Genomic DNA, 20,496 nt, shown 5'->3' with positions numbered 1-20,496 from the left:
AAAGGAGGAATGGTGTATGGGGGAATATTCCATGATTATTTTACGGACCATTTTTTTATACATCATTATCATGGTTATATTTCGAACGATGGGAAAAAAGGAACTTGGTCAGTTAAGTACCGTAGATCTTGTTGTATCGATCATGATTGCAGAGATGGCTGTATTGGCGATTGAAAAACCAGAAAGCCCATTGTTTACAAATATATTGCCTATGTTGATATTGATGCTTATCCAAATCATTTTTTCATTTGCTACACTAAAAAGTAAGCGAATCCGTGATCTAGTGGATGGAAAGCCAACAATTATTATTAATAAGGGGAAAATTGATGAAGAGGCGATGAAAAAACATCGCTATAATTTTGATGATCTCTTGTTGCAGCTTAGAGGAAAAGATATTCGTAATATTACAGACGTAGAGTTTGCCATCCTTGAAACAACTGGGGAATTATCTGTATTGAAAAAGGAAAAAAAGAAGAAGGGGAATATGACGATTCCACTTATTCTTGATGGGATTGTTCAAGAAGAAAATCTAGGAGTTATAAATGAAACGAATTTTTGGCTTCGGCAGCAGCTAAAAAAAAGAGGGTATAACGATATGAACAAAATCTCTTTTTGCAGCTATGAAAATGGCCATTTCTATATTGATTTAAAAAATGAAAAAAAATAAGAGACACCCAATCTAGGTAAATGGTGTCTCAACTATCCACGCTATTTAAAAGCAAACTTTGATAGGTGCTCTCCAATCCAAGGAATCCGTTTTAATTCATCCTGTTTTACTAAACCCAGCAGTAAAGAAAGAATGGAATAACTAACTGTTATAAGAATAGCAATAAGTAACACCTGGATGATGAGATGCATCTCGCCAGTTAAGTTTTTAAGAACGAAATAACCAATATATCCTGATAATCCCATAACGAGAAATGTTTTTATATAATCACGAACATAAAAAGTAAAAGAAATTTTCTTCAATATAGTTGCGAAGTGCAGTAATGTGACAAGGACAAAGCCAACGAGTATACCCATTGCAACACCAGTAATTCCAAACTCAGCTTGACGTGCTAATAAATAAATGACCGCTGTTTTTACAACGGCTCCAATCAAGCTATTAATCATCGCTGCTCTTGCAAGGTTCAAGGCTTGAAGTGCTGCCTGAAGTGGTCCTTGGAAATAATGGAATAAAAAGAATGGTGCCATTAACTTAATAAACTGCGTGCCACTTGATGAGTTATACATGACTTTCATTAGTTCATCAGATAGAACATATATAATGACCACGGCTAGTCCACCAGATAATAGACAGAAACGAAGTGCCTGCCGCAATCGATACTCAATTAATCGATCATTATTATTTGTGTTTGCTTCACTTATAGCGGGAACGAGAGCGGTTGAAAGAGAAAGGGTTACAAAGGAAGGCAGCATTAATAATGGCATGGCAAAACCAGTAAGCGCCCCATATTGTTTTGTAGCTTCAATTGCTGCTACGCCTGCAATAGCTAAACTATAGGATACGACGATTGGTTCAAAAAACCAGGCTAAGGAACCAATCATTCGGCTGCCTGTTGTCGGTAAGGCAATACTCATAAGTTCATTAAATGTATTTTTTCCTGTTTTAACATATTTGAAAAATTGTTTCCTTACCCGGAATTTCTTTTTAAGCTTAAAGGTTGCTAACAGATAGACTAGTGATGCTAATTCTCCTAAAACAGAAGCAAACATAGCACCTGCAGCAGCATATTCGATCCCGTATGGAAGAAATGCTTTCGTTAAGGCGGCAATTAAAGTGATTCTCACGATTTGCTCAAGCATTTGAGAAATCGCTGCTGGTTTCATATTTTGTCTGCCTTGAAAATAGCCCCGAATGACGGACGAAATCGCAATTATAGGTACGATCGGTGCAATAACAAGCAGCGGAAGTTTTATACGCGGATCCGTGAATAATGTTTCAGAAAGGATTGGCGCGAGCAAGATTAATGCGGGTGTAAAAATAGCTGAAAGTGTAATCGTGATGGCTAGTGAAACGACCAATATTTTCTTAACCTTTGCTGCGTCCCCTTGCGCTTCGGCTTCTGCTACATTTTTTGAGATGGCAACAGGCAGCCCAAGCTGTGTAATCGTAACAACAAGAATTAATGTTGGAAAGGCCATCATATAAAGCCCGACGCCTTCCTCTCCGGTAAATCGTGCAATAACTATTCTGTTTATAAATCCAAGCACCCTTGTGACAAGTCCGGCTGCCAGTAGGATCATTGTACCTTTTAAAAACTTAGACATTGCTTTCCCTGCCTTCTCAAAATAGGTGTTATCATATACAATTAACTATATGCAAGAACAAGGACAAAGCATGACAAGCAATCATTATTTTTTCAATGTAATTATTCATTGTAAGTGGATTGGGAAATGAAATATTTTCGTTAACAGTTAATCAAAGGGGGTTCTAATGTGAAGGCGAGCCATAAATATGATTCTTTTCGTTATCAAGTTCAGCCGGCAATCAAAAGTAAATTAGATGAGTTTTTTTTATTAGGGTACGGTCATGTGAAGGAACAGGAGCTTTGGGATTTTTTAACAACGAAGAAATGGCGGAAGACTGCCCAGGACAAACGAATTGCTGAGATTGTTGACGATATCCTCTCTGTAAAAGTAGGGGATTACTTTAATTTTGCAACAATCGAAGCTTTTAAAGAAGCAGAGTTTGCATTTGATAATGAAGATGAACTTCGAGAGTTATTGAAATAGGAAATTTACATCTTACAAATATCTAACCAATACTTCTGACATTAGACTTCTGCGAAAATTGACAGCTTTTATAAACTGTTTCATAATGAAAATATTGAAATTACCGGCCGACTTATCTATTTTAATGTTGGATGCTGTCATAGCGTTCAATACAGATGGCATTGCCGGTTTACGCTAAGGAGCCGTTGTAGGCTTGTATTTAAGGAGGACAATTACATAATGGTAAAGCGCGGTCGCATTGTTGCCTTCTTCCTGATTGTTTTATTAATAGGAAGCTTGATAGGAACAACAACAAATGGCATTACAAAAAACATTAAACTTGGGCTGGATCTACAAGGGGGCTTTGAGGTCCTATATAAAGTAACTACCTTAGACGGTAAAAAGGTTGACAAAGCTGCCTTAGCCAGTACAGCCAAAGCACTTGATAAGCGGATTAATGTTCTAGGTGTCAGTGAGCCTAGTATTCAAATTGAAGGGGAAGATAGAATTCGCGTACAGCTAGCTGGCGTCACGGATCAAAATAAAGCCCGTGAAATGTTATCAACACAAGCTAATCTATCCTTCAGAGATGTTAACGATGTGAAATTAATGGATGGTTCGGATCTTGCAGAAGGCGGAGCGAAACAAACCTTCGATGAAAATGGTAATCCGAGTGTTTCACTTAAGCTGACTAGTGCAAGTAAATTTAAAGATGTAACGCAAAAAATTGTTAATATGGGCGCACCAAATAATTTACTTGTTATTTGGCTAGATTTTGAAGAAGGGGACTCCTTTAAAGCGGAGGCAGCTAAAGAAAATCCGGCTTATTTATCTGCTCCACAGGTAAGTCAGGTGTTTAACCAGGACACTGTTTCGATTACCGGCAGTTTTACTATGGAAGAGGCAAATACTTTAGCTGACCTTTTAAATGCAGGTTCACTACCAGTAAAATTAGATGAAGTCTATTCAACATCAGTAGGAGCTCAGTTTGGAGAGCAAGCATTGCAAAAAACAGTTCTTGGAGGAATTGTTGGAATTGCAATCATTTACCTATTTATGCTTTTCTTCTACCGATTCCCTGGTTTAATTGCAACGATTACGTTATCTATTTATATTTTCCTCATTCTTCTCATATTTGATTGGATGAATGCCGTATTAACTCTGCCTGCTATTGCAGCACTTGTGCTTGGGGTGGGGATGGCTGTTGATGCTAATATTATCACCTATGAAAGAATAAAAGAAGAAATGAAGGTTGGAAGAACAGTTAAGTCAGCCTTCAAAGCGGGAAATCAAAACTCATTTGCATCTATTTTTGATGCCAATATTACAACTCTTCTTGCAGCAGGTGTCTTATTTGTATATGGTACAAGCTCGATAAAGGGCTTTGCAACAATGCTAATCATTAGTATTCTTGTCAGCTTTTTAACAGCTGTTTATGGTTCAAGGCTATTGCTTGGTCTATGGGTAAACAGTAATCTATTTAATAAAAAACCTAGTTGGTTTGGTGTGAAAAAAAGCGAAATTAGAAATATTTCTGAGAATGTAGATACACATGATTTACCGACCATATATGATAAAATCGATTTTGTGCATACCCGGAAAATATATTATATTATTTCTGGTGCTTTAATGGCTTTAGGGATTATTTTAGTGTCTGTCTTCGGTTTAAATCTAGGAATTGACTTCTCGAGCGGGACGCGAATTGATATTCAATCAACGCATGCCTTGACGAAGGAAGAAGTGAAATCAGAATTATTGAAGCTTGATATCGATACTGACAATATTGTTATTTCTGGAGACGAAAAAAATATTGGGGTTGCAAGGTTAAAAGGTGTTTTAACGAAGGAAGAGATCGCAACCTTAAAAACGGAATTCCATAAAACATATGGAGCGGACCCAACAGTTAGTACGGTTTCACCGACAGTTGGAAAAGAGCTAGCGAAAAATGGCATAAAGTCATTAATCATTGCCTCAATTGGAATCATTATTTATGTATCGATCCGTTTTGAAATGAAAATGGCAGTACCAGCTGTAGTCGCATTGTTACATGATGCATTCTTAATTGTTGTTTTCTTTAGTATCACGAGATTAGAGGTTGATATTACTTTTATCGCTGCGATCTTGACGGTTATTGGATATTCCATTAATGATACGATTGTAACGTTTGATAGAATGCGTGAAAATATGCAAAAGAAAAAGCGTTTAAAGACAAAAGAAGATATTGCTGATGTTGTAAATAGGGCATTACGCCAAGTGATGACGAGGTCAATCAACACTGTTTTAACGGTTATTATCGCTATTCTGGGATTACTCATCTTTGGTAGTGAGTCCATTCGAAACTTCTCTATTGCCTTACTTGTCGGTACGGTGATAGGAGTGTATTCTTCCATATTCCTAGCTGCACAATGGTGGTATGACTGGAAAGTGAAGGAACTAAAGCAAAAAGGTGTAATAAAAACGGTTAAAGAAAAGCGGAAAACAAGCGATGAACCTCAAGTATAAATAAGCGTTGGTATTAATAGAACGAAACCTCAGGAATCTCCTGAGGTTTTTACTTTCTCTAACGGTATTATTGCGGCAAATGGGTTAAACTAATAGTAAGATTATGGGAGGAAGGAAGTTTCTAGTGAGTAATCAAGATCGTTTTAAGAAAGCCGAATTTGCTGCTATGCTTGGGATCATTATAAATATTGTTCTTGCTATTGTTAAATGGGGAATTGGGGTTTATGCTGGAAGCCGTGCATTAGTAGCAGATGCGGTTCACTCTGCTTCAGACGTAGCTGGATCTTTTGCCGTTTATTTAGGTTTGAAGGCTGCGAAGCAACCACCTGATGAAGATCACCCATATGGCCATGGAAAAGCAGAGTCCATTGCTGCCATTATTGTTGCCGTTCTTTTATTATTAGTAGGGATTGAAATTGGAAAGTCATCCTTTGAAGCATTTTTTCAGCCGATTGAACCACCTAAAACAATTGCGATCGCTGCAGTGATCCTATCAATAATTGTAAAAGAAATCTTATTCCGCTATAAGTATAAATTAGGCCGTGAATTAAATAGCGATGCATTAATTGTGAATGCTTATGAGCACCGTTCGGATGTCTATTCATCCATTGCTGCTTTAGCAGGGATTGGCAGTGCCATTATTGGAGGCAAGCTTGGAATTGAATGGCTTGAGTATGCAGATCCAGTCGCAGGAATTATCGTATCATTGATGGTTCTTAAAATGGCCTGGTCACTTGGGAAAGAATCGATACATAATACACTTGACCATGTTCTACATGAAGAAGATACGGTTGAATTGCGGCGTGCAGTTGAAGAATTTGAAGAAGTGAAGCAAATTGATGAATTACATGCAAGAGAGCATGGCCATTATGTGATCATTGATTTAAAAATATCAGTAGATCCATATATGACCGTAGAAGAAGGTCATCGAGTTGGAAAAAAGGTAAAGAAAAGGTTACTAGAAATGGACAATGTCCAAAATGTCTTTGTTCATATTAACCCATTTAATGATGGGAAGCATGAGGTAGAGTAAAGATCTTTTTATCATCTAGCTTTGAAACGGCGTGCTTCACGCTGTTTTTATTGTTTTTATGACTTTATTTAAGATGAATGTATGTTAATTTTTATCTTCGTTGTTTGTAGAGGAGGCTCACAGCCCCCCCCGCGGAAAGCGAGTGCCTGCAGCGAAAATCAACAGCAATGATTAAACATTGCCTAAAAATAAATGATTTGGTACCTTTTTCTCTCATTGAATCAATAGGGTGCCTCCTGTATAATTAAACAGTTGAGGGGTGAACAGATGTTACATTCAAAAACACGATGGATTGTTCGGAATTCAGATGAAGAAAAGGAAAATCTGCTTGTACAAGAATTAAATATAACGCCTCTCGTGGCTTCGCTCCTTGTTAATCGTGGATTAGAAACTCCGGAATTAGCACGACATTTTTTATTTGATCAAAAGCATGAATTTCACGATCCTTTTTTATTAACAGATATGAATGCTGCGGTATCAAGAATAAAAGAGGGAATCGAGAATCAGGAAGCTATATTAATATTCGGTGATTATGACGCAGATGGTGTAACAAGTACGACTGTGATGATGAAGACTCTTCAAGAGCTTGGTGCGAATGTAGAATTTTACATACCAAACCGCTTTACAGAAGGGTATGGACCAAATATACCAGCTTTTCAGCATGCAGCAGAAGCAGGTATTAAACTGATTATTACCGTTGATACAGGCATAGCTGCTGTAAATGAGGCGAAGGCTGCCAAAGAGCTTGGGCTTGATCTTATTATTACTGACCATCATGAACCAGGTCCTGAGTTGCCTGAAGCATTGGCAATCATTCACCCGAAACTTGAAAATAGCGAATATCCTTTCCGTGATTTAGCTGGTGTAGGTGTAGCATTTAAATTAGCCCATGCTCTGTTAGGCAGGGTGCCTGAACATTTGCTTGAAATTGCTGCAATCGGAACAATTGCAGATCTTGTATCTCTAAAAGGAGAAAACCGCTTAATTGTTAAAAAAGGGATTAAAAAGCTTCAATTGACTTCAAATGTCGGTTTAAAAGCATTATTAAAATTAAATAAAGTAGAACCCAATTCAATAAATGAAGAAACAATTGGTTTTCTAATTGCTCCTCGCTTGAATGCGGCAGGAAGATTGGAAAGTGCTGACCCTGCAGTTGATTTGCTGTTAACGGAAGATAGTCTTGAAGCTGAAGCAATTGCAGAAGAAATTGAGCAATTAAATAAGGATCGAAAGTCTTTAGTCAATGAAATTACAGAGCAGGCCATTCGTGAAGTTGAAGAAAAATATCCATTGACTGATAATGCTGTTCTTGTCATTGGAAAAGAAGGCTGGAATGCTGGGGTAATTGGAATTGTCGCTTCAAAGCTCGTAGATAAATTCTATCGGCCTGCCATTGTACTAAGCTATGATGTAGAAAAGGGTCTTGCTAAAGGATCTGCTAGGAGTATAGCAGGTTTTGACCTTTTTAAAAATCTGTCAGATTGCAGAGAGATTTTGCCTCATTTTGGCGGACATCCGATGGCAGCAGGGATGACATTGAAACTTGATGATGTGAATGAGCTTCGGAGCAGACTCAATACTGCTGCAAAAGATCAGTTATCAGAGGAGGATTTTATTCCTGTAACCCAACTGGATGGGGAAATCGCATTACATGATATTCATTTGTCTTCTTTAGAAGAACTGCAAATGCTCTCTCCATATGGAATGGATAACCCAAAACCAAAAATAATGATTAAAAATGCCAATATATCTGCAATGCGTAAGATTGGTTCGGATCAGAATCATTTGAAAATGACGATTGAAAATGATGGTCACACATTAGATGGAGTCGGTTTTGGACTTGGTTCATTATTCGAACATATTTCTCCAAGTTCGCAAATTTCGGTTATCGGGGAATTATCGATTAATGAATGGAATAATATTCGCAAACCGCAAATGTTTCTCCAAGATATAGCTATTGATGCATGGCAGCTATTTGATGTTAGGGGAGTAAAGCGCCTTGAAAGTTTAGTCGAGCTCATCCCGAAGGATCGTTCGAAATGGATTGTATTTAATCAAGAGAATATGAGTAAATTTCAAAGATATACAAACGATCATTTAATAACGGTAAGTTCAGAGGAGGAAGCCTCTGCACTATTCATAGAGAAAGAAAATGTGATTTTGATCGATCTTCCTGACTCTAAGGAAATATTGGCTGCAGTATTTGCCGGAAAAAAGCCAGCTAGAGTGTATGCGCATTTTTATAATGAAAAGGATGCGTATTTTAGTACGATTCCAACTAGAGATCATTTCAAATGGTTCTATGCCTTATTAGTAAAGAAAGGACCTTTTGATCTTAGAAAATATGGAGATGACATTGCTAAATTTAAGGGCTGGAGCAGACAAACAATTGACTTCATGTCAAAGGTGTTTTTTGAACTCGATTTTGTTAAAATAGAAAATGGATTCATTTCAGTTAATAAAGCTACACAAAAACGTGATTTAACTGATTCATTAACATACCAGAAGGTGCTGGCACAGTATACACTTGAAAGGGATATGGTGTATTCTTCCTATCAGCAATTAAAAAGATGGTTTGACGAAGTGATCCAAGGTTCTGTGAAATATGAGGAGGAAATGAAAGAATGGACTTAAAACAATATATTACAATTGTCCAAGACTGGCCAAAACCAGGTATTCAATTCAAGGATATAACGACATTAATGGATAATGGCGATGCATATCGCTATGCAACAGACAAAATCGTGGAATATGCACGAGAAAAACATATTGACCTTGTAGTTGGTCCTGAAGCAAGAGGCTTTATTATCGGTTGTCCGGTTGCTTATTCACTTGGAGTAGGTTTTGCCCCTGTAAGAAAGGAAGGCAAGCTTCCCCGTGAAACAATTAAGGTTGATTACGGTCTTGAATATGGGAAAGCTGTTCTTACGATCCATAAAGATGCAATCAAACCTGGACAGCGTGTCTTAATTACTGATGATTTGCTGGCAACAGGGGGAACGATTGAAGCAACGATTCAATTAGTTGAAGAACTAGGCGGAATCGTAGCTGGAATTGCCTTCTTGATTGAATTATCGTATTTAAAAGGTCGCGATAAGCTTGAAAAATATGATATACTTACTTTAATGGAATTTTAATTTTCATGAGAGCGCTAAAAAGAGCGCTCTTTTTATATTTTGATTTAATCAAATAAAAGAATTTATATAGCAAACATACAAAATTCGACAGAATTTTTGTTTTTCCTTTAAAAATAACCTCCTAACCCTTTACATCTTCGTTTTTTTTTTCGATAATAGTAACAATCATAATTTTTTAAATAAATGTAAACGGAAATTTAGATAAAACTACTATTAGATAAAGGTGATCCCATGGCGAACGATCATGTTCTGACCGCTGAACAAGTCATCGACAGGACAAAAGTATATTTAAATGATGAGCATGCGGCACTAGTGAAGAAGGCATATGATTTTGCAAGGCATGCACATCGTGAACAATATCGAAAATCGGGTGAGCCTTATATCATCCACCCCATTCAAGTTGCGGGAATATTAGCTGATTTGGAGATGGATCCTTCCACAGTTGCAGCCGGTTTTCTTCATGATGTTGTAGAGGATACTGATGTCACACTTGCAGATATTAAAGAAGCCTTTAATGAGGAAGTGGCGATGCTCGTAGATGGCGTTACAAAGCTAGGAAAGATTAAATACAAATCGAAGGAAGAACAACAAGCCGAAAACCATCGGAAAATGTTCGTAGCAATGGCACAGGATATTCGGGTCATACTGATAAAACTAGCTGATAGACTTCACAATATGCGTACATTGAAGCATCTTCCTGCTGAAAAACAGCGTAGAATTTCAAATGAAACACTTGAAATATTCGCACCTCTTGCCCATCGACTAGGAATTTCAAAAATCAAATGGGAGCTTGAAGATACTGCTTTAAGATATTTAAATCCGCAGCAATACTATCGGATTGTCAACCTTATGAAAAAGAAGAGGGCTGAACGGGAGCAATATCTTGAAGATGTCATCGATGTGATGCGGACGAGGATGGAAGATGTATCGATTAAGTCCGAGATTTCAGGCCGCCCGAAGCATATTTACAGCATTTATCGGAAAATGGCTTTGCAAAATAAGCAATTTAGTGAAATATATGATTTGCTTGCAGTAAGAATTGTTGTTAATAGTATTAAAGATTGCTACGCAGTGCTAGGAATCATTCATACGTGCTGGAAGCCAATGCCAGGGCGTTTTAAGGATTATATTGCTATGCCGAAGCAAAACATGTATCAATCTCTTCATACGACTGTCATAGGTCCAAAGGGAGACCCGCTTGAGGTGCAGATTCGTACATTTGATATGCACCGAATCGCTGAGTTCGGGATTGCCGCTCACTGGGCTTATAAAGAAGGAAAAAAGGTCAATGAAGGAGCCCCCTCAATTGAAGACAAGCTGACATGGTTCCGTGAAATATTGGAGTTTCAGGATGATACGGTGAATGCAGAGGAATTCATGGAATCCCTGAAAATTGATCTGTTCTCTGATATGGTTTTTGTATTTACGCCTAAAGGAGATGTGATTGAGCTTCCTTCAGGTTCGGTTCCAATAGATTTCGCCTATCGGATTCACTCGGAAATCGGCAATAAAACAATTGGTTCAAAAGTAAATGGAAAAATGGTGACGTTGGATTATAAACTGAAAACGGGGGATATTATTGAAATATTAACGTCCAAGCATTCTTATGGACCAAGTAAGGACTGGCTAAAGCTTGCCCAAACCTCGCAGGCCAAAAATAAAATCCGGCAGTTCTTTAAAAAGCAAAGACGTGATGAGAATGTTGAGAAGGGCAAAGAATTAGTTGAAAAAGAAATCCGTAATATGGATTTTGATTTAAAAGAAATCTTAACGAATGAAAATGTTAAAAGAGTCATAGAAAAGTTTAATTTTACAAATGAAGAAGATATGTATGCGGCTGTGGGCTATAATGGTGTAACAGCTTTACAAGTTGCTAACAGGCTGACGGAAAAGTGGCGCAAAAAGCGCGATATGGAGCAAGCAGATATTATTACGAATGCAGTCTCTGAATTAAAATCATTCCCATCTACCAAAAAACGAGAGTCGGGCGTCCGGGTTGCAGGAATCGATAATTTACTTATTCGTCTGTCACGCTGCTGTAATCCAGTGCCAGGAGATGAAATTGTCGGTTTCATTACGAAGGGGCGTGGCGTCTCTGTCCATCGAGCCGATTGTACGAATATTGTCACAGAGGATGCGAAAGCTAGATTGATTCCCGTAGAATGGGAAACAGCCTTAAATGATCGGAAAGAATATAGTGTTGAGATTGAGATCACTGGATATGATAGACGTGGATTATTAAATGAGGTTCTTCAAGCGGTAAATGAGACAAAGACGAATATTTCTGCAGTAACAGGCCGTTCGGATCGCAATAAATCAGCAACGATTAATATGACAATAGCTATCCATAATGTCAGCCATTTACAAAAAGTTGTCGACCGGATTAAACAAATTCCGGATGTATATGCTGTTCGCAGGATTATGAATTAAGGAGTATTTGTTATGCGTGTTGTTGTACAGCGAAGCAAGGAAGCAAGTGTAACCGTTGACGGAGAAATTGTCGGAAGCATTACAAAGGGGTTTGTATTGCTTGTCGGTGTCACACATGAAGATACAATCGAAGATGCGCAGTTTTTAGCTGAGAAAATCGCCAATCTGCGTGTCTTCGAAGATGATACTGGAAAAATGAACCTTTCCATTCTAGACCAAGGCGGAGAGATTTTATCTGTTTCGCAATTTACTTTATACGGAGATTGTCGGAAAGGGCGCAGACCAAACTTTATGGAGGCAGCAAGACCAGAGCATGCAGTAAAAATATATGAAGCTTTAAATACTTGCCTTGAGGATAAAGGGATTAAGGTAGCGACCGGCATATTCGGAGCAATGATGGACGTTCAATTAATCAATGACGGACCGGTAACATTAATTGTTGAAAGTAAATAGAAAAAGGGCGAGATGATACTCACCCTTTTAAAATTGCCCTGTGTGGGATACGGGCAGAATGTTGATCCGTCCTTTGGATCACTTTCTGTACATGTACCACACAGTTTTTTATATTCTGTAAGCTGTTGCTTAATTAAAATGCTTTGCCAGCCCTTGATAAATACCAGTCGTCACCATCTCCTGGTATTGACCTGAAGTAACAATCATTTCTTCTGTTGGATTACTTAAGTAACCAAGCTCCAACAGAATCGCATTGCGTTTATTTTCCCTTAATACATAATAGTCGCCAAATCGATAGTCGCGATTTTTTAAACTAGAATTAGAGGCAACAGAAGAATGAACATCAGCCGCAAGTCCTTTTTGATAGGAGTGATAGTAGTATGTAGTCATTCCTCTTACACTGCGATCTGCAATACTATCATAATGGATGCTAATAAATGCATCTGCATTATGATATTGTGCTGTGTATACCCTTGAGGACAAGGGAATAAATGTATCGGTATTTCTCGTAAGAATCACATTGGCGCCAGCTGCTTTTAATTTATCATATAATAGCTTTGCGGTTTTTAATGTCACTGTCTTCTCTATTGTTCCACTAACACCGGTCGTTCCATTATCTCTGCCTCCGTGACCAGGATCAATAACAATCTTCTTATTTTTTAAACTTGTTGTAGATCCCGGTTTTTGAACAACAGGTGCTGGACCGTTTACAGATACAATCCAACCTGCTATAAACCCGCTTTTTCCATTGGCCAGACGTACTTCATACCAATCATTTTGTATACTTATGACATCATAGGTTGCCCCTTGATCTGCTCTTTCAACAATCGCGGAAGATGGATCGGCGCTTTTTCTAATATTTGAACCATTATGAAGGATCGTAATGGTACTTTCCTGAACAGTCTGTTTGCTAGGTTCAGTTCCTTTATGATCAGGTTTTTCCAAGTACCAGTTTGCAACCCATCCATAGGAACCTTTTTTAAATTCAATTTTTACCCAATTATTTGCTTCCTCTAAGATTGTAAAGGTTTGTCCCATCGAAACAGAACCAATCGCTTTCCCGTTAAGTGAGCCTTTGCTTCTTACAGTTAAGGTGGTTGCGGTAACTGTGCCTGTCCCAGGCTTACTTGATTTTGAAGATTCTTGCGGTGTTTGCTCTTTTATTTCCGCATTCCCTCCGTCCACTTCAACATACTGACTGCTGACCCAGGCATGGTTACCTGAATAGGAGATTTCTGTCCATCCATTTTTTTGAGATAAAATTTTTACTTTATCCCCTGCATTCAATTTTCCAATAATTGAACCATTCAGTGACGGTTCACTACGAATATTAAGTGAATTAGAGGTGATTTTCCCAATTATCGTTTTTGAGGGCGTGCTATTAACAGAATTACTTTTGAATTGGACAAATTCACTTGAAACCCAACCTGCTCCATTTGGTGTATCAAGCTGAATCCAATCTCCATCTGTTGCAAGAACCTGAAAATTTTTCCCTTTGTTAATTGTCCCGATTACTTGATAATTTGTGCCTGGACCTTTTCTAACTCTAAGTCCGTCAGCAATTATAGTTGCATGATTGTTCTTAGACTGTGAAACAGAAGTGCTGTTGATTTCACCGCTCTCCAATGTTACTAGCCAGTCAGCTGCCCAGCCCTTTTTTCCATCTTTTAATTGAATTTCAATCCAATCTTTCTTCTCGGAAAGATACGTGTAGCTTTCCCCTTTATTCACTTGCGCAACAACAGGATAGCTTAATCCGGGGCCCTCTCGAATATTTAAGCGATCAATCCCGATCTTGACGTTTTGTCCTGCAGCACTCGCAGGTGACAAATGTATAGGTGAAATTCCGATTAAAAGTATGAAACAAAAAAATAGGATTGCTTTTTTCTTTCTATGCATGTGCACACTCCTCTCCTTGATAGATTAACCGTTCCTCATCTTATTAGAAAAACAAAATTGCTTCAGTCAGTCAAGTCTTTCACGAGAATTGCCCTACTATAATTTCTCCTTTTGCTATCGATTTCCTTCTAAAAGTTTCATTCGACAAGCAATTAGATTAAAGAATAGTTTATTCACATTCATGGGAATACTAGAAAAGAATAAGTGAACGAGGGTGATAGAAATGAGATTTGGTGACAAGGGAATGTCTGTTCAATTAGGGGAAAATCAGCTTTTTGGCGTGGATTTTCATGATTTTATTCAGAAGGAGCAAGGTTCAAATATGGTTGAATTAGCTTCAGAATTTGGATTATCCGTTAAGGATGTCCGGAAATTGAAAAAACATTTAGAACGATCTTAACAAATCACTATTGACAATGCTCTTGATGATACGTATTATTATATAAATATTAAGAGAAGTTTCTCGCTGACAACGCGCACTTGGCGCAATAATACTACCGTTTGATGAAGAAGAGTAATTAAACCCCACATGAAAAGAGAAGAAATGTCATGGGCTGAAAGCATTTCTGCATGATGATTTAATGAATGAACACTTCGTAGGTTTCTCTCTGAAAGAAGCAATTGCTTTTAGTAGGAGTTGAACGTTAACAGGCGTTAACTGTAAAAGAGGAAGATCGTCAAGTTTGGCGGCTTCAACTAGGGTGGCACCACGGGAATCTCAGAAGCTCTCGTCCCTTGTATTTATATACAAGGAGGCGGGGGCTTTTTTATATTTAATAAACTTTTACACAATAATTTATTAGTAGGGGGAGACATACAATGTCTATTCGTTTACCAAGAGGAACTCAGGATATTCTCCCAGGTGAGATTGAAAAGTGGCACCTGATTGAAGAAAAGGCGAGAGAGCTTTGTGCAAAATTCCAGTATCGTGAAATTAGAACACCAATTTTTGAACATACAGAGCTGTTTCTCCGAAGTGTAGGGGATACAACGGATATTGTTCAAAAGGAAATGTATACTTTCGAGGATCGCGGTGAACGGAGCTTAACATTGCGACCAGAAGGCACGGCTGCTGTTGTTCGATCATTTGTTGAGCATAAAATGTTCGGTGATGCGAATCAGCCAGTCAAGCTTTATTATATGGGACCAATGTTCCGATATGAACGCCCGCAGGCTGGCCGCTACCGCCAATTTGTTCAATTTGGTGTGGAGGCAATTGGCAGTGCTGATCCGGCTATTGATGCGGAAGTGATTGCTGTAGCCATGTCACTTTACCAATCACTAGGCTTGAAAAAGCTGAAGCTAGTCATTAATAGTCTTGGAGATAAAGAAAGCAGAGCCGCACATCGAGATGCGTTAATCAATCACTTCAAACCGAGAATTGGTGAGTTTTGTAATGATTGTCAAAACCGTCTTGAAAAAAATCCGATGCGCATCCTTGATTGTAAGCAGGATAGGGATCATAAGCTAATGGCAACTGCTCCATCAATCATCGATTACTTAAACGAGGATTCGAAGCACTATTTTGAAAAAGTTCAACAATATTTAAGAGATCTTAATATTGCTTTCGAGGTTGACTCGAATCTTGTTCGCGGACTAGATTATTACAATCACACTGCCTTTGAAATCATGAGTGATGCAGAAGGCTTTGGAGCAATTACCACTCTTTGCGGGGGCGGCCGCTACAATGGGCTTACCGAGGAAATTGGCGGACCAGAGGCACCAGGAATCGGCTTTGCGATGAGCATTGAACGCTTTATTGCCGCATTAGAAGCTGAAAAAGTAGAGCTTCCAATTGATAAAGCAATTGATTGCTACCTTGTTTCATTAGGAGAGGAAGCGAAGGATTATACAGTCGGGCTGCTTCACAAGCTCCGTCTAGCAGGCTTTTCTGCTGAGAGAGACTATCTCGATCGAAAAATAAAAGCTCAATTTAAAGCAGCAGATCGTGCAAAGGCGAAGTATGTAGCTGTTCTTGGTGAGGATGAGCTGAAAGCTAATAAAATCAACCTGAAGTCAATGGATACAGGTGAACAAACAGAGTTTGACCTTGAAACCTTTGTAGAAAAATTTGCTGAATTACTATAAAAATAATGTATATTTGCGAAATCTAATATTATTTTGCGAAAATCTAGATTTAATTGCAAAATCCTAATTTTATATGCAAAATCAAAGATTTATTTGCAAAAAAACATTTATAATTGCAAATCCAATTATTACTCATAAAAATTACTGTCTAAATAATAGGAGGAATCATCATGTTTGGGAGATCGTATTACTGCGGAGAAATAACAGAGGCGGCAATTGGTGAAAAAGTAATTTTAAAAGGATGGGTGCAAAAAAGACGTGATCTAGGCGGATTGATTTTCATTGATCTGCGTGACCGAACGGGAATCGTGCAAGTTGTATTTAATCCGGAAACATCTCCTGAGGCTTTAGTTTCAGCGGAGCGAGTAAGAAATGAGTTTGTACTCGATATCGAAGGTGTCGTAGTTGCTAGGGAAGAAGGAACAGTAAACCCGAACTTAAAAACAGGTCATATCGAAATTAAAGCAGAAAAAATTACCATATTAAATGAAGCAAAAACACCGCCATTTATGCTGGATGACAAAACGGATGTTTCAGAGGATGTCCGCCTTAAATATCGTTATCTTGATTTAAGAAGACCAGTCATGTTTGAAACATTAAAAATGCGCCATCAAGTAACGAAGGCGATGAGAGAGTTTCTTGATGGGGAAGGCTTCCTTGACATTGAAACACCTATTCTAACAAAGAGTACTCCTGAAGGAGCACGTGACTACTTAGTTCCGAGCCGCGTTCATCCTGGTGAATTCTATGCACTCCCACAATCACCGCAAATTTTTAAACAGCTGTTAATGGTTGGCGGCTTCGAACGCTACTATCAAATTGCCCGCTGTTTCCGTGATGAGGATTTACGTGCTGACCGCCAGCCGGAATTTACACAAGTCGATATGGAAATGAGCTTCATGAGTCAAGCTGATATTATCCATTTAATGGAGAATATGATGAGCAAAATTATGAAAGAGGTCAAAGGAATTGACGTTCAAATCCCATTCCCGCAAATGACTTATCAAGAGGCAATGGACCGCTATGGTTCGGATAAGCCTGATACACGTTTTGAAATGGAATTAACGGACCTATCTGAAATTGTTAAGGACTCAAGCTTTAAGGTATTTGCGGGTGCTGTTTCTTCTGGAGGCCAAGTAAAGGCGATCAACGTGAAGAATGGAGCAGGCAAGTACTCTAGAAAAGATATTGATGCGTTAACAGAGTTTGTCTCCGTCTATGGAGCAAAGGGGCTCGCATGGTTAAAAGCGGAGGAAGATGGACTAAAAGGGCCGATTTCTAAATTTGTTACAGAAGAAGAGCAAAACGCAATTAAAACTGCGCTTTCTGTTGAAGCAGGTGACCTTCTCTTATTTGTAGCCGATAAGACAAGTGTTGTAGCGGATGCTTTAGGTGCACTTCGTATCAAGATAGGAAAAGAGCTTGAACTAATTGATCAAAGCAAGTTCAACTTCCTTTGGGTAACGGATTGGCCATTGCTTGAGTATGCTGAAGAGGAAGGCCGCTATTATGCAGCGCATCATCCATTTACCATGCCTGCGAGGGAAGACCTAGCTCTTCTTGATTCTGACCCATCGCAAGTAAGAGCTCAAGCCTATGACCTTGTATTAAATGGCTATGAGCTTGGAGGGGGATCTCTTCGAATTTTTGAAAGAGAAGTGCAGGAAAAAATGTTTAATGTCCTTGGCTTTTCAAAAGAGGAAGCGTATGAGCAGTTTGGCTTCTTAATGGATGCGTTTGAATATGGAACTCCTCCACATGGAGGGATTGCTTTAGGACTTGACAGACTTGTCATGATTTTGGCTGGAAGAACCAATCTTCGTGACACGATTGCCTTCCCGAAAACGGCTAGTGCAAGCTGTGTCTTAACAGAAGCACCTGGTGAAGTAAGTGAATCACAATTAGATGATTTACACTTAAAGTTAAATTTAAAAAAATGAGAATTGACCTATTTGTGAGTGCTTGAAAGAGCAAATTGGATATGATAAAATACAGGTAATCAAATAAAGAGTCCTGATGTGTTCGTTGTGTAACCTAAAATTTTGACCAACATTATTTCTTCGGGAGATCGGGTTTTCCAGCCGCGTAAATGCCTTATGGATGAGGACTTACAAAAGCGGAAACAGGTCACCCACCTGCTGAGTGCGGGTTCAAAACGAAGGCATCAAGGCGACGGCACGATTGGGACTCTTTACGTACATATGAATAATAAAATCCATGTCAATTGCGACATGGATTTATTTTTTGTTACCAGGCAGCTCTATACTCTGATGTAATTGTATTGATAATATCCCGTACTGACATGATTTTTTTAATTTCTGCTACTCTTGATCCGGCAAATACTAAGCCGTTTTCAACATCTCCTCCAACTGATTTCAGCAGAGAATCTAAAGTACAAAAGCGGTAAGAGCAATTTTTTAAACAATCATGACATTTTTCAATTTTTAATTTACCAGAGCCTGAAATTAATTCCGTAAATTTATTTTTTATCGCTCTCCCCTGTAGTCCAACGGTTGTTTTGACTAGAATGGTATCCTCTTCTTTGGCATGAACATATTTCTCTTTAAATACAAGTGGAGCATCGCATTCTTCACTGGCAACAAATCTAGTCCCCATTTGGACACCTGATGCCCCTAATCGAATAGCCTTAGCTAAATCCAGCCCTGTTAATATCCCTCCGGCTGCTATCACTGGAATTTTTACTGCTTCCACAACTTCAGGCAGAATCTCAAATAGCGGTCGGTCTGTTCCAAGATGTCCTCCAGCTTCATGTCCTTCCACGACAACGGCAGCTGCACCTAATCTTTCAGATAGCTTAGCAAGTTTTGCTGAGGATACGATCGATATAACAGGAACACAAAATTCCTTTCCCCAAGCGTACATATCGCGAGAAATTCCTGCACCAGAAATGATAAAATCTACCTTCTCTTCAAGCGCAGCCTTCATTTTTTCTGCAAAATCGTTCATAGCAAATAGAACATTCACACCGATATAGCCGGTATCATTTATAAGCTCCTTTGCCCTTCTTATGTGGAAACGCAATTCTTCTGTAGAGATCCCTGTACCTGAAATAATTCCGATCCCGCCTGCATTGGCAACAGCTGAAGCCAGCCCGCTGAGCGATATGCCAACTCCCATCCCTCCTTGAAGGATTGGAACTTTTGGCTCCATATGTCCAATTTTTAATTGCGGTAAGCTCATACGATTTCCCCATTTCTTCCCATATTTTTCATCCCCGCCTAAGCGTATCACCCGAAGAAAAAATATAATAGTGACAACTGTCATCTGGTCATAACAGTTAGTATAAAAATTTTTTGGTTAGTGTAGATGCTTATTTTTTTCAAAAAGTATGATATATTCATTATCGGGAAAAAAATAAGGGAGTATCATTTTAAAAGTTATGGAGTTGAGATAGATGTTGCATCAATTTTCACGAAATGAATTGGCTTTTGGCAAGGAAGGCCTTGAAATAATGAAAAATAGTACGGTAGCTGTTCTTGGTGTTGGCGGAGTAGGGACCTTTGCAGCTGAAGCATTAGCTCGTTCTGGGGTTGGCCGATTAGTTCTTGTTGATAAGGACGATGTAGATATTACGAATGTGAATCGGCAAATCATTGCCTTACTTTCAACCATTGGGCAGCCAAAGGTTGATTTAATGAAAGAAAGAATTAAAGATATTAATCCAGAATGTGAAGTTATTGCACTGAAAATGTTTTACACTGAAGAAACATATGAACAGTTTTTCGAGCATGGTCTCGATTTTGTCATTGATGCGTCAGATACAATATCCTATAAAATCCATTTAATGAAGGAATGCTTAAAGCGAAACATCCCAATTATTTCAAGTATGGGTGCTGCAAATAAAATAGATCCAACGCGATTCCAAATTGCGGATATTTCCAAAACGCATACAGATCCAATTGCAAAAGTTATTCGCACCCGCTTGAGAAAAGAAGGAATTAGAAAAGGCATTCCAGTTGTTTTCTCTGATGAAAGTCCGATTGTCATTCGGGAAGATGTTCGGAAGGTTGTAGGAAAGGAAGATGCAGAAATCCGCAAAGCCAAAATGCCGCCTGCATCTAACGCTTTCTGCCCGTCAACAGCAGGTTTGATTATGGCAAGCTATGTGACTAGAAAGCTGTTAAAGGATATTAAAATTTATCGTGTGAATGATTAATAATCGATTGAACGAGCCTGGCTAGTGAATAGTCAGGCTTTTTTGTCTTAAAAAGATAGTGC

General features: G+C 38.6%; 15 protein-coding genes, 1 other RNA gene and 1 other annotated feature. Of the genes, 13 read left to right on the top strand and 3 right to left on the bottom strand.

Annotated elements, in window-relative coordinates; genetic code table 11:
* Nucleotides 1-16: 16 nt before the first annotated feature.
* On the top strand, nucleotides 17-667 hold the full coding sequence (locus AN957_RS20035) for a DUF421 domain-containing protein (protein ID WP_053477143.1): 651 nt from the start codon (nucleotides 17-19) through the stop codon (nucleotides 665-667).
* Nucleotides 668-708: 41 nt separating this feature from the next.
* On the opposite strand, the gene spoVB is transcribed toward AN957_RS20035, so the two are convergent.
* Nucleotides 709-2,271: a stage V sporulation protein B gene (gene spoVB, locus AN957_RS20030; protein ID WP_053477142.1), complete on the bottom strand. Its 1,563-nt coding sequence runs from the start codon at nucleotides 2,269-2,271 to the stop codon at nucleotides 709-711.
* A 168-nt stretch (nucleotides 2,272-2,439) separates the two neighbouring features.
* Here spoVB and AN957_RS20025 point away from each other — a divergent pair, with 168 nt between their 5' ends.
* From AN957_RS20025 to dtd, 7 genes are all read left to right on the top strand, one after another.
* Nucleotides 2,440-2,736 carry a post-transcriptional regulator gene (locus AN957_RS20025; RefSeq protein WP_053477141.1) on the top strand — a complete coding sequence of 99 codons (297 nt, stop codon included), beginning with the start codon at nucleotides 2,440-2,442 and terminating at the stop codon, nucleotides 2,734-2,736.
* Nucleotides 2,737-2,955: 219 nt separating this feature from the next.
* Nucleotides 2,956-5,217, top strand: a complete 2,262-nt coding sequence (secDF, locus tag AN957_RS20020; protein ID WP_056685877.1) for a protein translocase subunit SecDF — start codon at nucleotides 2,956-2,958, stop codon at nucleotides 5,215-5,217.
* Between the two features lie 124 nt (nucleotides 5,218-5,341).
* The gene (locus AN957_RS20015) at nucleotides 5,342-6,250 is read left to right on the top strand and encodes a cation diffusion facilitator family transporter (RefSeq protein WP_056685873.1); all 909 of its coding nucleotides are present in this window, start codon (nucleotides 5,342-5,344) and stop codon (nucleotides 6,248-6,250) included.
* Nucleotides 6,251-6,517: 267 nt separating this feature from the next.
* Nucleotides 6,518-8,884: a single-stranded-DNA-specific exonuclease RecJ gene (gene recJ, locus AN957_RS20010; protein WP_056685870.1), complete on the top strand. Its 2,367-nt coding sequence runs from the start codon at nucleotides 6,518-6,520 to the stop codon at nucleotides 8,882-8,884.
* Nucleotides 8,875-9,387 (top strand): adenine phosphoribosyltransferase, encoded by a 513-nt coding sequence (locus AN957_RS20005; protein WP_053477137.1) that lies wholly within the window; start codon nucleotides 8,875-8,877, stop codon nucleotides 9,385-9,387. The genes recJ and AN957_RS20005 overlap by 10 nt, the downstream gene beginning before the upstream one ends.
* 231 nt (nucleotides 9,388-9,618) lie before the next feature.
* Entirely contained in the window at nucleotides 9,619-11,817 is a 2,199-nt protein-coding gene (locus AN957_RS20000; protein WP_053477136.1) for a RelA/SpoT family protein, read from the top strand.
* 12 nt (nucleotides 11,818-11,829) lie between these two features.
* Nucleotides 11,830-12,270 (top strand): D-aminoacyl-tRNA deacylase, encoded by a 441-nt coding sequence (gene dtd / locus AN957_RS19995; protein ID WP_053477135.1) that lies wholly within the window; start codon nucleotides 11,830-11,832, stop codon nucleotides 12,268-12,270.
* A 129-nt stretch (nucleotides 12,271-12,399) separates the two neighbouring features.
* Here the strand turns inward: dtd and AN957_RS19990 are convergent, their stop codons facing one another.
* Nucleotides 12,400-14,169, bottom strand: coding sequence for an N-acetylmuramoyl-L-alanine amidase family protein (locus tag AN957_RS19990; RefSeq protein ID WP_053477134.1), 1,770 nt, complete (start codon nucleotides 14,167-14,169; stop codon nucleotides 12,400-12,402).
* A gap of 223 nt (nucleotides 14,170-14,392) precedes the next feature.
* Here AN957_RS19990 and AN957_RS28165 point away from each other — a divergent pair, with 223 nt between their 5' ends.
* The 4 genes from AN957_RS28165 to ssrS all read left to right on the top strand — a co-directional run bounded on the left by AN957_RS28165 (nucleotide 14,393) and on the right by ssrS (nucleotide 18,449).
* Nucleotides 14,393-14,569: a hypothetical protein gene (locus AN957_RS28165; protein ID WP_053477133.1), complete on the top strand. Its 177-nt coding sequence runs from the start codon at nucleotides 14,393-14,395 to the stop codon at nucleotides 14,567-14,569.
* 91 nt (nucleotides 14,570-14,660) lie between these two features.
* Nucleotides 14,661-14,908, top strand: a binding site (T-box leader).
* Nucleotides 14,909-14,988: 80 nt separating this feature from the next.
* The gene (gene hisS / locus AN957_RS19980; protein WP_056685867.1) at nucleotides 14,989-16,257 is read left to right on the top strand and encodes a histidine--tRNA ligase; all 1,269 of its coding nucleotides are present in this window, start codon (nucleotides 14,989-14,991) and stop codon (nucleotides 16,255-16,257) included.
* A 170-nt stretch (nucleotides 16,258-16,427) separates the two neighbouring features.
* The gene (gene aspS, locus AN957_RS19975) at nucleotides 16,428-18,197 is read left to right on the top strand and encodes an aspartate--tRNA ligase (protein ID WP_056685864.1); all 1,770 of its coding nucleotides are present in this window, start codon (nucleotides 16,428-16,430) and stop codon (nucleotides 18,195-18,197) included.
* Nucleotides 18,198-18,264: 67 nt separating this feature from the next.
* A non-coding RNA gene (ssrS, locus tag AN957_RS27085) (6S RNA) lies at nucleotides 18,265-18,449 on the top strand.
* A gap of 55 nt (nucleotides 18,450-18,504) precedes the next feature.
* Here ssrS and AN957_RS19970 read toward each other — a convergent pair.
* Entirely contained in the window at nucleotides 18,505-19,458 is a 954-nt protein-coding gene (locus tag AN957_RS19970; protein ID WP_053477130.1) for an NAD(P)H-dependent flavin oxidoreductase, read from the bottom strand.
* Nucleotides 19,459-19,672: 214 nt separating this feature from the next.
* Here AN957_RS19970 and AN957_RS19965 point away from each other — a divergent pair, with 214 nt between their 5' ends.
* A complete protein-coding gene (locus AN957_RS19965; protein WP_053477129.1) occupies nucleotides 19,673-20,434 on the top strand; it encodes a tRNA threonylcarbamoyladenosine dehydratase in 762 nt (253 codons plus the stop codon).
* Nucleotides 20,435-20,496: the final 62 nt, after the last annotated feature.

The sequence above is a fragment of the Cytobacillus solani genome (genome assembly GCF_001420595.1).
Classification (GTDB): Bacteria; Bacillota; Bacilli; order Bacillales; family Cytobacillaceae; genus Cytobacillus; species Cytobacillus solani.
Note: the sequence above shows the minus strand (reverse complement) of the source record. Positions and strands in the feature narration are given on the sequence as shown.

Bases quoted from the DNA above. Each gene is read 5' to 3' on its own strand.
- AN957_RS20035 (WP_053477143.1), top strand. From the start codon at position 17: ATGGGGGAATATTCCATGATTATTTTACGGACCATTTTTTTATACATC.
- spoVB (WP_053477142.1), bottom strand. From the start codon at position 2,271: ATGTCTAAGTTTTTAAAAGGTACAATGATCCTACTGGCAGCCGGACTT.
- secDF (WP_056685877.1), top strand. From the start codon at position 2,956: ATGGTAAAGCGCGGTCGCATTGTTGCCTTCTTCCTGATTGTTTTATTA.
- recJ (WP_056685870.1), top strand. From the start codon at position 6,518: ATGTTACATTCAAAAACACGATGGATTGTTCGGAATTCAGATGAAGAA.
- AN957_RS20005 (WP_053477137.1), top strand. From the start codon at position 8,875: ATGGACTTAAAACAATATATTACAATTGTCCAAGACTGGCCAAAACCA.
- AN957_RS20000 (WP_053477136.1), top strand. From the start codon at position 9,619: ATGGCGAACGATCATGTTCTGACCGCTGAACAAGTCATCGACAGGACA.
- dtd (WP_053477135.1), top strand. From the start codon at position 11,830: ATGCGTGTTGTTGTACAGCGAAGCAAGGAAGCAAGTGTAACCGTTGAC.
- AN957_RS19990 (WP_053477134.1), bottom strand. From the start codon at position 14,169: ATGCATAGAAAGAAAAAAGCAATCCTATTTTTTTGTTTCATACTTTTA.
- AN957_RS28165 (WP_053477133.1), top strand. From the start codon at position 14,393: ATGAGATTTGGTGACAAGGGAATGTCTGTTCAATTAGGGGAAAATCAG.
- hisS (WP_056685867.1), top strand. From the start codon at position 14,989: ATGTCTATTCGTTTACCAAGAGGAACTCAGGATATTCTCCCAGGTGAG.
- aspS (WP_056685864.1), top strand. From the start codon at position 16,428: ATGTTTGGGAGATCGTATTACTGCGGAGAAATAACAGAGGCGGCAATT.
- AN957_RS19970 (WP_053477130.1), bottom strand. From the start codon at position 19,458: ATGAGCTTACCGCAATTAAAAATTGGACATATGGAGCCAAAAGTTCCA.
- AN957_RS19965 (WP_053477129.1), top strand. From the start codon at position 19,673: ATGTTGCATCAATTTTCACGAAATGAATTGGCTTTTGGCAAGGAAGGC.